Annotated in this window: 11 protein-coding genes; 3 read left to right on the forward strand and 8 right to left on the reverse strand. The window is 52.4% G+C overall.

Going from position 1 to position 14650, the window contains the following annotated elements; all coding sequences use genetic code 11:
• Positions 1 to 125: 125 nt before the first annotated feature.
• From narI to narK, 5 genes are all read right to left on the reverse strand, one after another.
• On the reverse strand, positions 126 to 803 hold the full coding sequence (gene narI / locus HGD79_RS05025; RefSeq protein ID WP_001160110.1) for a respiratory nitrate reductase subunit gamma: 678 nt from the start codon (positions 801 to 803) through the stop codon (positions 126 to 128).
• On the reverse strand, positions 803 to 1513 hold the full coding sequence (gene narJ / locus HGD79_RS05030) for a nitrate reductase molybdenum cofactor assembly chaperone (RefSeq protein ID WP_000571699.1): 711 nt from the start codon (positions 1511 to 1513) through the stop codon (positions 803 to 805). The genes narI and narJ overlap by 1 nt, the downstream gene beginning before the upstream one ends.
• A complete protein-coding gene (gene narH, locus HGD79_RS05035) occupies positions 1510 to 3048 on the reverse strand; it encodes a nitrate reductase subunit beta (RefSeq protein WP_168848317.1) in 1539 nt (512 codons plus the stop codon). The genes narJ and narH overlap by 4 nt, the downstream gene beginning before the upstream one ends.
• A complete protein-coding gene (locus HGD79_RS05040; protein ID WP_000032935.1) occupies positions 3045 to 6788 on the reverse strand; it encodes a nitrate reductase subunit alpha in 3744 nt (1247 codons plus the stop codon). Before HGD79_RS05040 ends, narH begins: the two co-directional genes overlap by 4 nt.
• A 514-nt stretch (positions 6789 to 7302) precedes the next feature.
• The gene (narK, locus tag HGD79_RS05045) at positions 7303 to 8694 is read right to left on the reverse strand and encodes a nitrate transporter NarK (RefSeq protein ID WP_000019827.1); all 1392 of its coding nucleotides are present in this window, start codon (positions 8692 to 8694) and stop codon (positions 7303 to 7305) included.
• A 338-nt stretch (positions 8695 to 9032) separates the two neighbouring features.
• On the opposite strand from narK, the gene narX reads away from it, so the two are divergent.
• Positions 9033 to 10829 carry a nitrate/nitrite two-component system sensor histidine kinase NarX gene (gene narX, locus HGD79_RS05050; protein WP_000918060.1) on the forward strand — a complete coding sequence of 599 codons (1797 nt, stop codon included), beginning with the start codon at positions 9033 to 9035 and terminating at the stop codon, positions 10827 to 10829.
• Entirely contained in the window at positions 10822 to 11472 is a 651-nt protein-coding gene (gene narL, locus HGD79_RS05055; RefSeq protein WP_000070491.1) for a two-component system response regulator NarL, read from the forward strand. Before narX ends, narL begins: the two co-directional genes overlap by 8 nt.
• Here narL and ychO read toward each other — a convergent pair whose 3' ends face one another.
• Positions 11473 to 12867 carry an inverse autotransporter invasin YchO gene (ychO, locus tag HGD79_RS05060; RefSeq protein WP_139496503.1) on the reverse strand — a complete coding sequence of 465 codons (1395 nt, stop codon included), beginning with the start codon at positions 12865 to 12867 and terminating at the stop codon, positions 11473 to 11475.
• Between the two features lie 184 nt (positions 12868 to 13051).
• Here ychO and ychN point away from each other — a divergent pair, with 184 nt between their 5' ends.
• Positions 13052 to 13405, forward strand: a complete 354-nt coding sequence (gene ychN / locus HGD79_RS05065) for a DsrE/F sulfur relay family protein YchN (protein ID WP_001169669.1) — start codon at positions 13052 to 13054, stop codon at positions 13403 to 13405.
• A 43-nt stretch (positions 13406 to 13448) separates the two neighbouring features.
• Here ychN and chaC read toward each other — a convergent pair whose 3' ends face one another.
• Together chaC and chaB are read right to left on the reverse strand one after the other, a co-directional pair.
• Positions 13449 to 14144 (reverse strand): glutathione-specific gamma-glutamylcyclotransferase, encoded by a 696-nt coding sequence (gene chaC, locus HGD79_RS05070; RefSeq protein WP_001355927.1) that lies wholly within the window; start codon positions 14142 to 14144, stop codon positions 13449 to 13451.
• 157 nt (positions 14145 to 14301) lie between these two features.
• Entirely contained in the window at positions 14302 to 14532 is a 231-nt protein-coding gene (gene chaB / locus HGD79_RS05075; RefSeq protein WP_001146442.1) for a putative cation transport regulator ChaB, read from the reverse strand.
• Positions 14533 to 14650 lie beyond the last annotated feature (118 nt).

Consider the following 14650-nt stretch of genomic DNA (forward strand, 5'->3'; position numbering starts at 1 on the left):
CGTTTACCGGGCCTACAATATCCTCCCCTGTAGGTCGGATAAGCGAAGCGCATCCGACAACTCACCCCGCACCGTGCCCATAAAAAAACCCCGCCGAAGCAGGGTCTATGTGAACTAAAATTCGCTTAGTGACGAGCGCGCACCAGCTGGTACTTACGTGTCAGATACTCCACCGGTACGCTCCAGATGTGTACCAGACGCGAGAACGGGAACAGCAGGAATAACGTCATCCCCAGCACCAGGTGCAGACGGAAGATAAACGCCACACCATCGAGGTGTTGAGAAGCGCCACCGTGGAAGGTCACCACCGACTGCGCCCAGCCAACCAGTTTCATCATCTCGCTACCGTCCATATGCTGAGCGGAGAACGGAATGGTCAACAGGCCCAGCGCGCACTGGATAACGAGCAGCGACAGGATCAGGATATCCGCTCCGGTAGTGGTTGCACGCACGCGTGGGCTGAACAGACGACGCTTCAGCAACAGCACGCCGCCAATCAGACACAGCACGCCGCTGGCACCACCAGCAAACATCGCCATTTTCTGTTTCACTTCAATCGGCAGCCAGGCTTCATACATCCAGTGCGGCGTCAGCATACCGAAGAAGTGACCAACAAAAATCCCCAGAATACCGATATGGAACAGGTTCGACGCCAGGTTCATCCCTTTGCGATCCAGCATCTGGCTGGACGCCGCGCGCCAGGTGTACTGCCCGTAGTCATAACGCAGCCAGCTACCAATCAGGAAGACCGCCCCGGCTATGTACGGGTAGATATCAAAGAAGAACATATTCAGGAATTGCATTAGTGCTGTCCTCCGGTGGTGATATTCAGATATTGCGGCGCGACGGCACCGGCAAAGCGACGCTGATGAGCAGTGATTGCTGAATCACCGCAGCCTTTGTCAGCAAAGAATTTAACCTGCTCTTCTTCCCAGACAGCATCCAGCGCCTGCGGCGTATCATCGCGCGCTTCGTCGGCAATTTTTTCCGCCACTTTGTCGCTGTCGATAGCGGTATTGGCCAATTTCAGCAGCAGATCAAACATCACGGCATAACGGCTTTCACGCTGTTGCAGACGCGCGCTCAGCAATGCCAGAATCGGCGCGATATCTTTCAAACCTTCCACGGCTTCGCTTTGCGGCAGCTGCGACAGGTACTCCAGATACAGCGGCAGATGGTCCGGTAATTCGCGGCTGTTTAACTGCAAGCCGTGCTGCTCGTACTGCGCCAGCAGGTCCACCATCGCCTGGCCGCGGTCACGGGATTCACCGTGAACATGTTCAAATAGCAACAGTGACGTGGCGCGGCCACGGTCGAACAGTTCGCTGTACTGGGCCTGGGCATCGAGCGGATCCATCGCCGTTAAATCGCGCAGGAAAATGCCCAGCGCATGGGCATCTTCTTTCGACAGATTTTTCGACGCAGCAATCGCCTCAAACATCTCTTGTTGATGCTGCCATAAGGCAGCATCCGGATATTCAAGGAGACGCGATACAATCACGAGTTCGATCATGGATGCGGCTCCGTTTTGCTGGTCACATCGATGGCATCGATACGGCGGCTGTTGAACAGATTGAATTTGGTATCTGAACCGTGGCAGCCGTCACCAAAGGTAAAGCCGCAGCCATTTTTCTCCGGGAAGGCTTCCCGCGCCAGTTCGCGATGGCTACTCGGCACCACAAAGCGATCTTCGTAGTTGGCAATCGCCAGATAACGGTACATCTCCTGCGCCTGCGCTTCGGTCAGGCCGACCTTTTCCAGCGCACGGGTATCCACTTTACCGTCAACGGTTTCAGCACGTTTGTAATGACGCATCGCCAGCATACGTTTCAGCGCGCGCAGTACCGGTTTGGTATCACCGGCGGTCAGCAGATTCGCCAGATACTGTACCGGAATACGCAGGCTTTCGACGTCCGGCAGAATGCCGTTGCGGCCCAGCTCGCCCGCGTCTGCCGCAGACTGAATCGGAGACAGAGGCGGCACGTACCAGACCATCGGCAGTGTGCGATATTCCGGATGCAGCGGCAGCGCCAGTTTCCATTCCATCGCCATTTTATAAACCGGCGACTGCTGTGCGGCTTCAATAACGCTCAGCGGAATACCGTCTTTAATCGCCTGCTCGATGACTTGCGGATCGTTCGGATCGAGGAACACGTCCAGCTGACGCTGGTAAAGATCTTTCTCGTTCTCGGTGCTGGCTGCACGTTCAATCGCGTCGGCATCGTACAGCAGCACGCCAAGATAACGGATACGACCGACACAGGTTTCTGAGCACACGGTCGGTTGACCCGCTTCAATACGCGGATAGCAGAAGATGCACTTCTCAGACTTACCGCTCTTCCAGTTGAAGTAGATTTTTTTGTACGGGCATCCGGTGATGCACATACGCCAGCCACGGCATTTATCCTGGTCGATCAGGACGATGCCATCTTCTTCACGCTTGTAAATCGCACCGCTCGGGCAGGTCGCCACACATGCCGGGTTCAGGCAGTGTTCGCACAGGCGCGGCAAATACATCATAAAGGTGTTTTCGAACTGGCTATACATCGCCTTCTGGATGTTGTCGAAGTTCTTGTCTTTCGCCAGTTTGTCAAACTCACCGCCCAGGTCATCTTCCCAGTTCGGCCCTTTTTCGATTTTCGCCATCCGTTCCCCGGTAATCAGCGAACGCGGACGGGCAATCGGCTGCGATTTGCTGCCTTCCGGCGCGGTATGCAGGTTCTGATAGTCAAAATCGAACGGCTCGTAATAATCGTCGATCCCCGGCAGATGCGGGTTAGCGAAGATTTTACCCAGCAACATGGCACGGTTACCCATGCGCGGCTGCAGTTTGCCGTTGATTTTACGGATCCAGCCGCCTTTGTATTTTTCCTGGTTTTCCCAGTCAGTCGGGAATCCCTGACCCGGCTTGGTTTCCACGTTGTTGAACCACGCGTATTCCACGCCTTCACGGCTGGTCCAGACGTTTTTACAGGTAACTGAACAGGTGTGGCAGCCGATGCACTTATCGAGATTCAGCACCATGCCGACTTGTGAACGAATTTTCATTTTACGCTCTCCTGTACCTGGTCATTGCCTTCGCCATCTAACCAGTCAATGTTCTTCATCTTACGCACTACAACAAACTCATCGCGGTTAGAACCTACGGTGCCGTAGTAGTTAAAGCCGTATGCCAGATGGGCATAGCCGCCGATCATATGCGTCGGTTTCGGCGTGATACGGGTGACCGAGTTATGGATACCACCACGCTGTTGGGTAATTTCCGAACCAGGCAGGTTAACGATACGTTCCTGCGCGTGGTACATCATGGTCATCCCTGCCGGAACACGCTGGCTGACAACAGCACGGGCAGTCAGAGCACCGTTGCTGTTGAATACTTCAATCCAGTCGTTATCGGCGATACCCAGATCTTTGGCATCGGCTTCACTCAACCAGACCACCGGACCACCGCGACCTAAAGTCAGCATCAGCAGGTTGTCGCTGTAGGTGGAGTGGATACCCCACTTCTGGTGCGGCGTCAGGAAGTTGAGCGCTTTTTCCGGGTTGCCGTTGGATTTCTGGCCTATCACTTCTTTCACCGAACGGGTGTCGATCGGCGGACGATAAACCAGCAGGCTTTCACCGAAATCACGCATCCACTGGTGATCCTGATACAGTTGCTGACGACCAGAGAGCGTACGCCATGGGATCAGCTCGTGAACGTTGGTGTAACCGGCGTTGTAAGAAACGTGTTCATCTTCCAGACCAGACCAGGTCGGGCTGGAGATAATTTTGCGCGGCTGTGCCTGAATATCGCGGAAGCGGATCTTCTCGTCTTCTTTATTCAGCGCCAGATGCGTATGGTCACGACCGGTAAATTCGCTCAGGGCAGCCCAGGCTTTCACGGCTACCTGACCGTTGGTTTCCGGTGCCAGTGTCAGGATCATCTCTGCCGCATCAATTGCGGTGTTCAGCATCGGCTGGCCTTTCGCCGGACCTTCCGCTTTGGTGTAGTTGAGCTTACGCAGCAGATCCATCTCGCTCTGGGTGTTCCAGGCAATCCCTTTACCGCCATTACCGATTTTCTCCATCAGCGGGCCGATAGAGGTAAAGCGTTCGTAAGTCGCCGGATAATCGCGCTCTACGACCATAATGTGTGGCGCGGTTTTACCTGGGATCAGGTCGCACTCGCCTTTTTTCCAGTCTTTCACATCCAGCGGCTGCGCCAGTTCAGCGGCAGAGTCATGCTGGATAGGCAGCGTGACGATGTCGGTTTCTTTACCCAGATGGCCGACGCACACTTCGGAGAATTTCTTCGCGATGGCTTTGTAGATTTCCCAGTCGCTTTTCGCTTCCCAGGCCGGATCGACCGCCGCAGACAGCGGGTGAATAAACGGATGCATATCCGAAGTATTCATGTCGTCTTTTTCGTACCAGGTCGCCGTCGGCAAAATGATGTCGGAATAGAGACAGGTGCTCGACAGACGGAAGTCCAGCGTAACCACCAGATCCAGCTTGCCTTCCAGACCATTGTCCTGCCAGTCCACTTCTTCCGGCTTCACGCCGCCCTGCTGCCCCAGATCTTTACCCTGGATACCGTGCTCCGTCCCCAGCAGGTACTTGAGCATAAACTCATGGCCTTTACCGGAAGAACCGAGCAGGTTAGAACGCCAGATGAACAGGTTGCGCGGGTGGTTTTTACCGTTTTCTGGTTGTTCTGCCGCAAAACGGATGGAACCCTCTTTAAGGGATTTCACGGTGTAATCTACCGGATTCATCCCGGCTTTTTCTGCTTCGCCAGCGATAGTCAGCGGGTTAGTGCCTAACTGCGGCGCAGACGGCAGCCAGCCCATGCGTTCTGCACGGACGTTAAAGTCGATCAGGTGTCCGGTATAACGGGATTTATCCGCCATCGGCGACAGCAGTTCTTCCGCAGTCACGGTTTCATAACGCCACTGGCTGGAGTGATTATAGAAATAAGAAGTGCTGTTCATATGACGCGCCGGACGCTGCCAGTCAAGGGCAAACGCCAGCGGCTGCCAGCCGGTTTGCGGACGCAGTTTTTCCTGACCTACATAGTGCGCCCAGCCGCCCCCGCTCTGACCGACACAGCCGCAGAAAATCAGCATGTTGATCAGACCGCGATAGTTCATATCGAGGTGATACCAGTGGTTCAGCCCCGCACCGACGATAATCATCGAACGACCGTGCGTTTTATCAGCGTTATCGGCAAATTCACGGGCGATGCGAATAATCTGGCTGCGAGAAACGCCGGTGATCTGCTCAGCCCAGGCCGGGGTGTAAGCTTTCACATCGTCATAGCTGGTTGCACAGTTAACGTCGTTCAGGCCACGTTCCAGACCGTAGTTTGCCAGCGTCAGATCATAAACGGTGGTCACCAGGGCGGTGCTGCCATCAGCCAGTTGCAGGCGTTTCACCGGCAGTTTGTGCAGCAGCACGTTTTCCAGTTCCACTTTGTTGAAGTGTTCCGTGCCGTCGCCACCAAAGTACGGGAAGCCTACCTCAGCGATCTCATCCTGGCTACCCAGCAGGCTCAGTTGCAGCTCGGTTTCTTCGCCAGTTTTGCCGTCGCGCTGCTCAAGATTCCATTTGCCCTTCTCGCCCCAGCGGAAGCCAATAGAACCGTTCGGCGCAACCATTTCGCCATTGGTATTAAAGGCGACAGTTTTCCATTCCGGATTGTTTTCCTGGCCCAGCGCATCAACCAGATCAGCAGCGCGCAGCATACGACCTGCAGCGTAGTAACCGTCGCGTTCTTCCAGCATCACCAGCATCGGCATGTCGGTGTAGCGACGCACATAGTCGGTGAAATACTGGCTTGGGTTGTCGAGGTGGAATTCACGCAGCATTACGTGGCCCATCGCCAGCGCCATTGCCGCATCGGTGCCCTGTTTCGGTGCCAGCCACAGATCGCACAGTTTGGCGATTTCAGCGTAGTCTGGTGTGACGGCAACAGTTTTGGTCCCTTTGTAACGCACTTCAGTAAAGAAGTGAGCATCCGGGGTACGCGTCTGCGGTACGTTTGACCCCCAGGCGATGATGTAGCTGGAGTTGTACCAGTCAGCAGATTCCGGTACGTCAGTTTGCTCGCCCCAGGTTTGCGGAGACGCAGGAGGCAAGTCGCAGTACCAGTCGTAGAAGCTTAAGCAAGTACCGCCAATCAGCGAGAGATAGCGTGCACCCGATGCGTAAGAAACCATCGACATTGCCGGAATTGGCGAGAAACCAGCAACACGGTCCGGGCCGTAGTTTTTGATGGTGTAAACGTTAGATGCGGCGATCAGTTCGTTCACCTCCTGCCAGGAAGAACGAACAAATCCACCGCGTCCACGCGCCTGCTTAAAGCTTTTCGCTTTATCGGCGTCTTCAATGATAGAAGCCCATGCCTCAACCGGATCGCTATGCAGCGCCTTCGCTTCACGCCACATTTTCATCAGGCGTTTGCGCATCATCGGGTATTTCAGGCGGTTGGCACTGTAAAGATACCAGGAGTAGCTGGCACCGCGCGGGCAGCCGCGAGGTTCATGGTTTGGCAGATCCGGACGGGTACGCGGATAGTCAGTCTGCTGGGTTTCCCAGGTGACCAGACCGTTTTTGACGTAGATTTTCCAGCTGCAGGAGCCGGTGCAGTTTACCCCGTGGGTAGAGCGGACGATTTTGTCATGCTGCCAACGCTGGCGATATCCATCCTCCCAGTCACGGTTGGTATTGAGAAGCTGGCCATGCCCATCGGCAAAGGTTTCACCCTTCTGTTTGAAGTAGCGAAACCGGTCCAGGAATTTACTCATCGGTTTTCTCCTGTGGGAGCCTGTCGGCCCTCTGATAAATCGACATTGCTAATGTTTAAGGGCAAGGTAACGCTCTGAAACAGCGTGGGAATTGATAACGATCAAGTGTGATGGGGATGAAAAATAAAGTAAATTCCTAAGATACCCCTTTAGGATAATTAACAGTTAAAGCATAACATGCTGTAAATTAAGACGTTTTATACCTGTAGTTATTTAAAGCATGAAGATTTTTATGCAGATGGGTATTAAGGAGTATTCCCCATGGGTAACATATTAATGGCTCTTAATGAAATCCGGCGAATAAGCCATATAACATTAGTATGTTGTAACTAAATAACGCATAAAAAAAGCGCGACATCATGCCGCGCAAAGGATAATCAAATATTTTACTCTATATAATTCGGTTTACAGGAAGGCGGCAAGTGAATGAATCCCAGGAGCTTACTAAAGTAAGTGACTGGGGTGAATGAACGCAGCCGCAGCACATGTAACCCGAAGTATGACGAGTAACGGTTTATTTTTTAGAATGCCGACCATATACCGCCCAGGTAATCACTACGCAGGCGATATAGAAAATCAAAAATACCTTCATTGCGCCGACTGGCGAACCCGTTAATGCCAGCGAGCTACCAAACGCTTTCGGGATAAAGAAGCCACCAATAGCGCCAATCGCAGAGATGAAACCCAGCGCCGCTGCCGTGTCGGTTGCCGCTTCACGCATCGCACGTTCGTCAGAACCCCCTTCTGCTTTCACGCGATCCATTGTCAGTTTACGGAAGATCACTGAAATCATCTGGAAAGTGGAACCACTACCCAGCCCAGCTGTCAGGAACAGCGCCAGGAAGACCGCGAAGAACGCCATGAAGCTTCCGCCCTGCCCGTCAGTCGGTAAGGTCAGGAACAGCAGGCCGCTGAAAATCGCCATCAGAATAAAGTTCACCAGCGTGACACGAGTTCCGCCCAGACGGTCAGATAATGCACCACCTGCAGAACGCGCCAGCGCACCAATAAACGGCCCGAAGAAAGCGTATTGCAGAATCTGAACATCCGGGAACTGCGTTTTTGACAGCATTGCAAAGCCCGCGGAGAAGCCGATGAAGGAGCCGAAGGTTGCCAGATACAGCAGGCTCATAATCCACAGATGACCCCGTTTGAGTACCGGCAACTGCTCCTTGATGGAGGCTTTCGAGGTAGCAAGATCGTTCATGCCAAACCACGCCGCAATAGTGAAGATGGCAAGGAACGGCACCCATATCCAGGACGCATTCGCCAGATACAGCTCAGTCCCATCCGGCTGTTTGACGCCCTGGCTACCAAATACTGCGAAAATCGACAGTGATACCACCAGCGGAGCAACCAACTGCATGACGCTGACGCCCATGTTGCCCAGACCACCATTCAGACCCAGCGCGCCACCCTGCTTCTGTTTCGGAAAGAAGAAGCTGATGTTTGCCATACTGGAGGCGAAGTTCGCGCCAGCAAAGCCGCATAGCAGAGAGATGATGATGAAGACGCTATAAGGCGTGGAGGTATCCTGCACGGCAAAACCCAGCCAGACGCAAGGAATAATCAGAATACCGGTGCTGAACGCCGTCCAGCGACGACCACCGAAGATAGGAACCATAAAGGAGTATGGAACACGTAATAACGCGCCAGAAACCGAAGGCAGCGCAGTCAACATAAATAGCTGATCGGTCGTAAAATTAAAGCCGACTTTCGGTAGGTTCACCGCAACAGCGCTGAACAACATCCATACGCAAAACGCCAGCAGCAGACAGGGAACGGAAATCCACAGGTTGCGGCTGGCAATACGTTGACCGCGTTGTTGCCAGAACGCAGGATCTTCCGGTCGCCAATCTGTAATGACAGCTCCAGTAGCCCTTTCGGGGGCGGATGAGTGACTCATAGACACCTCTGATACTCGTTTCGATGTCTGCCACCTTAGTGTCTGTAGCTAAAGGCAATTTGATGTAAATCAAACGATAAGATAACTTTATCTATCATTGATATTTATCATTACCCATAGTGAGTACAGTGATTTCATAAAAATTATGAGATTTTTCACGGTGCTGTAGAATCCCTACCCTTACCGATGTAAAGCGACTAACCACACGGCAAATAAGGAGTAACTCTTTCCAGGTATGGGTATACTTCAGCCAATAGCCGAGAATACTGCCATTCCAGAATGTATCGTCACATTCATTAAGGTTATTGCTCATTTAAAGCCTGAAGGAAGAGGTTTACATGCTTAAACGTTGTCTCTCTCCGCTCACCCTGGTTAATCAGGTTGCGCTTATTGTGTTGCTTTCTACTGCTATTGGACTGGCAGGGATGGCGGTTTCTGGCTGGCTGGTGCAAGGCGTTCAGGGCAGCGCCCATGCGATCAACAAAGCGGGATCGCTGCGCATGCAAAGTTACCGTCTGTTGGCAGCAGTGCCATTAAGCGAGAAAGACAAGCCCTTAATTAAAGAGATGGAACAAACGGCATTTAGCGCCGAGTTGACTCGAGCAGCAGAACGAGACGGACAACTGGCGCAATTACAGGGTTTACAAGATTACTGGCGTAATGAACTGATCCCTGCGTTGATGCGTGCACAAAACCGAGAAACGGTGTCAGCGGATGTCAGCCAGTTTGTTGCCGGGCTTGATCAACTGGTATCTGGTTTTGACCGCACCACGGAAATGCGCATCGAGACAGTGGTACTGGTCCATCGGGTAATGGCGGTATTTATGGCACTTTTACTGGTGTTCACTATTATCTGGTTGCGGGCGCGACTGCTACAACCGTGGCGGCAACTGCTGGCAATGGCGAGTGCCGTCAGTCATCGCGATTTTACCCAACGCGCAAACATCAGCGGGCGCAACGAAATGGCGATGCTTGGAACTGCGTTGAACAATATGTCTGCAGAACTGGCCGAAAGTTATGCCGTACTTGAGCAGCGGGTTCAGGAGAAAACCGCCGGGCTGGAGCATAAAAATCAGATCCTCTCTTTTTTATGGCAGGCTAACCGCCGTTTGCATTCCCAAGCCCCGCTGTGTGAACGCCTGTCACCTGTACTCAACGGCTTACAGAATTTAACCCTGCTACGTGATATCGAACTGCGGGTTTATGATACTGATGATGAAGAGAATCATCAGGAGTTTACCTGCCAACCAGATATGACTTGTGATGATAAAGGCTGCCAGCTCTGCCCGCGCGGCGTATTACCTGTTGGTGATCGCGGCACAACCCTGAAGTGGCGGCTGGCTGACTCTCATACGCAGTACGGTATTTTGCTGGCGACCCTGCCGCAGGGGCGTCATCTTAGCCATGATCAACAACAACTGGTGGATACCCTGGTTGAACAACTCACCGCCACGCTGGCGCTGGATCGCCATCAGGAACGTCAGCAACAGTTGATCGTGATGGAAGAGCGTGCCACCATTGCGCGCGAACTGCATGATTCTATTGCCCAATCTCTCTCTTGCATGAAGATGCAGGTGAGTTGTTTACAGATGCAGGGCGATGCGCTGCCAGAAAGCAGCCGCGAACTGTTAAGTCAGATCCGTAACGAACTGAATGCATCCTGGGCGCAGTTGCGTGAATTGCTCACCACATTCCGCTTGCAGCTCACCGAGCCTGGATTACGTCCGGCGCTGGAGGCGAGTTGCGAAGAGTACAGCGCCAAATTTGGCTTCCCGGTGAAGCTGGATTATCAATTGCCGCCTCGCCTGGTGCCTTCGCATCAGGCAATCCACTTGTTGCAAATTGCCCGTGAGGCATTAAGTAACGCCCTCAAACACTCGCAAGCGAGTGAAGTCGTGGTGACGGTGGCGCAAAACGATAATCAGGTCAAACTGACCGTCCAGGATAACGGCTGCGGCGTGCCTGAAAATGCCATCCGCAGCAATCACTACGGCATGATAATAATGCGCGACCGTGCGCAAAGTTTACGAGGCGATTGCCGCGTCCGCCGTCGTGAATCAGGTGGCACCGAAGTGGTGGTCACCTTTATTCCCGAAAAAACTTTCACAGACGTCCAAGGAGATACCCATGAGTAATCAGGAACCGGCTACTATCCTGCTGATTGACGATCACCCGATGCTGCGAACTGGCGTAAAACAGCTTATCAGTATGGCACCAGATATCACCGTGGTTGGCGAAGCGAGTAATGGCGAACAGGGTATTGAACTGGCGGAGTCTCTTGATCCCGATCTGATCCTGTTAGATCTCAATATGCCCGGCATGAACGGTCTGGAAACGCTGGATAAACTGCGCGAAAAGTCCCTCTCAGGGCGCATTGTGGTATTCAGCGTCTCTAACCATGAAGAAGATGTGGTCACCGCACTGAAACGCGGCGCGGATGGTTATCTGTTAAAAGATATGGAACCGGAAGATCTGCTGAAAGCATTGCATCAGGCAGCTGCTGGCGAAATGGTATTAAGCGAAGCATTAACGCCTGTTCTGGCCGCCAGCTTGCGCGCTAACCGTGCCACTACTGAGCGCGATGTTAACCAGTTAACCCCACGCGAGCGCGATATTCTCAAGCTGATTGCCCAGGGTTTGCCGAACAAGATGATTGCCCGCCGCCTGGATATCACCGAAAGCACAGTAAAAGTGCACGTCAAGCACATGCTGAAGAAAATGAAGCTCAAGTCTCGCGTGGAAGCAGCGGTATGGGTGCATCAGGAGCGCATTTTCTGATTACGGTTCCCAGCGCAGTTCGTCGTTTGACAATGCATCGAACGGTTCGACAAGCGTTAGCGTGATCTCATTGGAGGAGACACGCTGCCCCTGGTTATCTTCCACCACCACCGACAATCGCCAGTGATTGCTTGCCCCTTCCCCGTTCTGCCAGTCAGGCATGATCAGCGTCCAGCCCTCCGCGCTGTTGGCTTGTGCGCCCGGCGTCAAACTTAATATCTGCGTATCGCCCTGCCAAATCAGTTGCCGAATACCGTAACGACTGCGGATTTGTAATTTCAGCGGCACTGTTTCGCCAGGTTTTAGATCCCACGGCGGTGTCGCCAGAAACACCGTTAACGTTTTTCGCTGTCGGTACTCAAGAGTCGGTAGATTATTTCGCTGCGGATTGTCATAGCGACTACCACGTAACGACTGACTTTCGGCAACCTCACCCGCAGAAAGTTGTTTTTTGAGCGGTACACCAAAGCGGTAATTAAGATTCAGCCCGAGGTTATTTTGATTCTCGCCACTTTCACCCTGTTTATGCTGGGCCGTCACAGTGACTAATGGCACAGGGGTGTAATTTAATCCCAGACTCAACGCGACGGGATTGTGATAACCCGTACCAGAGTTAAACAAATCAACACGATCACCAAAATACTGTTCTACGCTGACACTGGTATTGAGGTGTTGATAGAACGGCATGCGCATCCGGGCTGTCAGGTCATACCCGCGCGCCATCCGTTGTTCCTGCGTGGCTGTCTGTTCATGCCATGCAGCAAACGGTTGATAAAAGTTTGCCGATAGTCGAAAATATTCGCCCCACGCTTCGGCACCAAAGCCCGCTCGCTGAAGATTTTCGTCCAGCAAGTTGTCATAAAAAGTGTTATAACCCACCAGCCAGTTGCCGCGCGCCCAGCGTTGCCCAACGCCCACATTGCTCACCAACCCATCATCCTGCTGAGTAAGACCAAGCTGGCTCCAGGTGAGATAACGATCATTATCTTGTAACGGCACAAACCAGCTTCCACGACTGCCGGTGAAATGTCCTTCGTTATCCACTTTGACGTCAACACTGGCATTTCCCCACGGTGATAGCCAGGACTCTACGTGCTGATTAACCTGTTGACTAAGCGCGTCGCGGACTTTTCCCAATGCGAAAGCTTTTGCCTGCTCGCCAGTATCCAGCCCGTTATCATTCATACTGGTTTCGCCGAAATCTTTCACAATTTCAGCAAAGTGTTTTTCCCCATCATGATTTTCGGGAGCCATGCCTAAATCCGGCAGACCATCATTGTTATTATCAAAGGGATTTGCCGCTTTTTGCTCGAAGGTAGATTGTGCGTTAGCTGTACCGCCTGCTACAAGCAAGAGTAAATAAAACGGGATAATGCGAGGAACGAAACGGCTCAAAACGTCGGTAACTTCCGGTAATAATGAAAAACCATAGCCTTAAAGAATAACGATTACTGGCAACTTTTGTCGTATTTTCTCGCGCTTTCAGGAAAATCCTTAAAAATGTGACCGATTGGTCAGACGCTGCAGAAGCAGTAAGATAGAAGATGAGTGTCTAATTCCCTGAATACAGGAGTAAATAATGCAAAAAATCGTGATCGTTGCCAATGGCGCACCTTACGGGAGCGAATCCTTGTTTAACAGCTTGCGGCTGGCCATTGCGTTACGAGAGCAGGAGAGCAATCTGGATCTGCGTCTGTTCCTCATGTCTGATGCGGTCACAGCCGGGTTGCGCGGGCAAAAACCAGGGGAAGGCTACAACATTCAGCAAATGCTGGAGATCCTTACCGCTCAGAATGTACCGGTGAAATTGTGCAAAACCTGTACCGACGGGCGCGGGATTAGTACACTTCCTCTGATTGATGGGGTGGAAATCGGTACTCTTGTGGAACTGGCGCAATGGACGCTGTCAGCCGATAAAGTGCTCACATTTTAATGTTTGAGGGGGCGTCTGACGCCCCACTATGCGGGAAGTTTACTCAGGCGAATCCCGGACGTAACACACCATCCGGAAAATTCTCCGCCAGCAGTTTTTTTACCGATACCAGCAAATCATTCAGCCCATCGTCCTGCATTCCCAGTTTGATAAGCTCCTGTTCCAGTGAAAACAGGTATTGTGCGTTGGTTCCCAGCGGACCGCTCGCCGCCGCAATCAACGGCGCGATGACCTGAGCGCGAGTATCAGATTCATATTCTGGATGTCGCGGATCCATAATAAACACAATGGCGTTTACTGTGCGTCCATCATCAAGATCAAGCTGACACCAGGTTGGCAGATAACAGCCGGTAATCATCTCTCGCTTCCACAACAAGGTTAGTTCCTGCTCCAGCGTCTCTTCTGGCAGTCGATAGGCGACGCCTGTGGTGCGTCCGCCCTCTTTCAGTGCAAGCATCCGTCCCGGCTGGTGCGCAGTCCCGCGCCCGGCGGTCAGGCGCAGGCAAAATGCGCGATGCCATCCAACCAGTGTACCGGTGCACGATTCGGTAAACTCCAGTGCCGGATTCCACATCAACGATCCATAGCCGAAGATCCACACCGGTTCCTCATCAGGTCGACAAGCCAGCGTCGCCGCCAGCGAAGCCGCCCGTTGTTCTGCTGACCATAAGAGTGATTCTTCAATGGCACCAAATGCCGTTTTACAATCGGCATTCATCAAGAAATCACGCGTTATCACCTTACACCTCCGCCACTGCATACTTCCCTGCGACAACTTTTTGGTGTCTTCCGGACATTTTTACTGCTCATTTTGAAACCACTAACGGGACAATATGCAATCCACGGACCACTTGCAAGGCAACACCGCACGAATAGCTTTAACTAAGCTACCGGTTTTACGATTTTTTATGCCATTTATCATCATCCCCTTTGGCATATTCATGCTTCACAGCAGCCCAGGCCACTTTATGCGCGGTTTCTTCGCGACTGGCGTCATCACGCCGATCGTCTTTATCTTTATATTGATCCCATGCGCTGTTGAACGCTTCTTTATAGATATCCTGGGCATGAGACGGTAGAACGTGCTTTACGCTTTCCGGCAGATCGCTTTTCGTTTTATACGGCATCGTTGACTCCTTTTACAAAGTTGAACATTAAGTGTGGTCAACAATATCTACTCTTGCCAAAACATAAGAAGTTTCATGTCAGACTCTTCTTAAGAAACGCTAAAACAAACATTGTCTA

Origin of the sequence: Escherichia sp. SCLE84 (genome assembly GCF_012584495.1) — a bacterium.
Taxonomy (GTDB): domain Bacteria; phylum Pseudomonadota; class Gammaproteobacteria; order Enterobacterales; family Enterobacteriaceae; genus ECMA0423.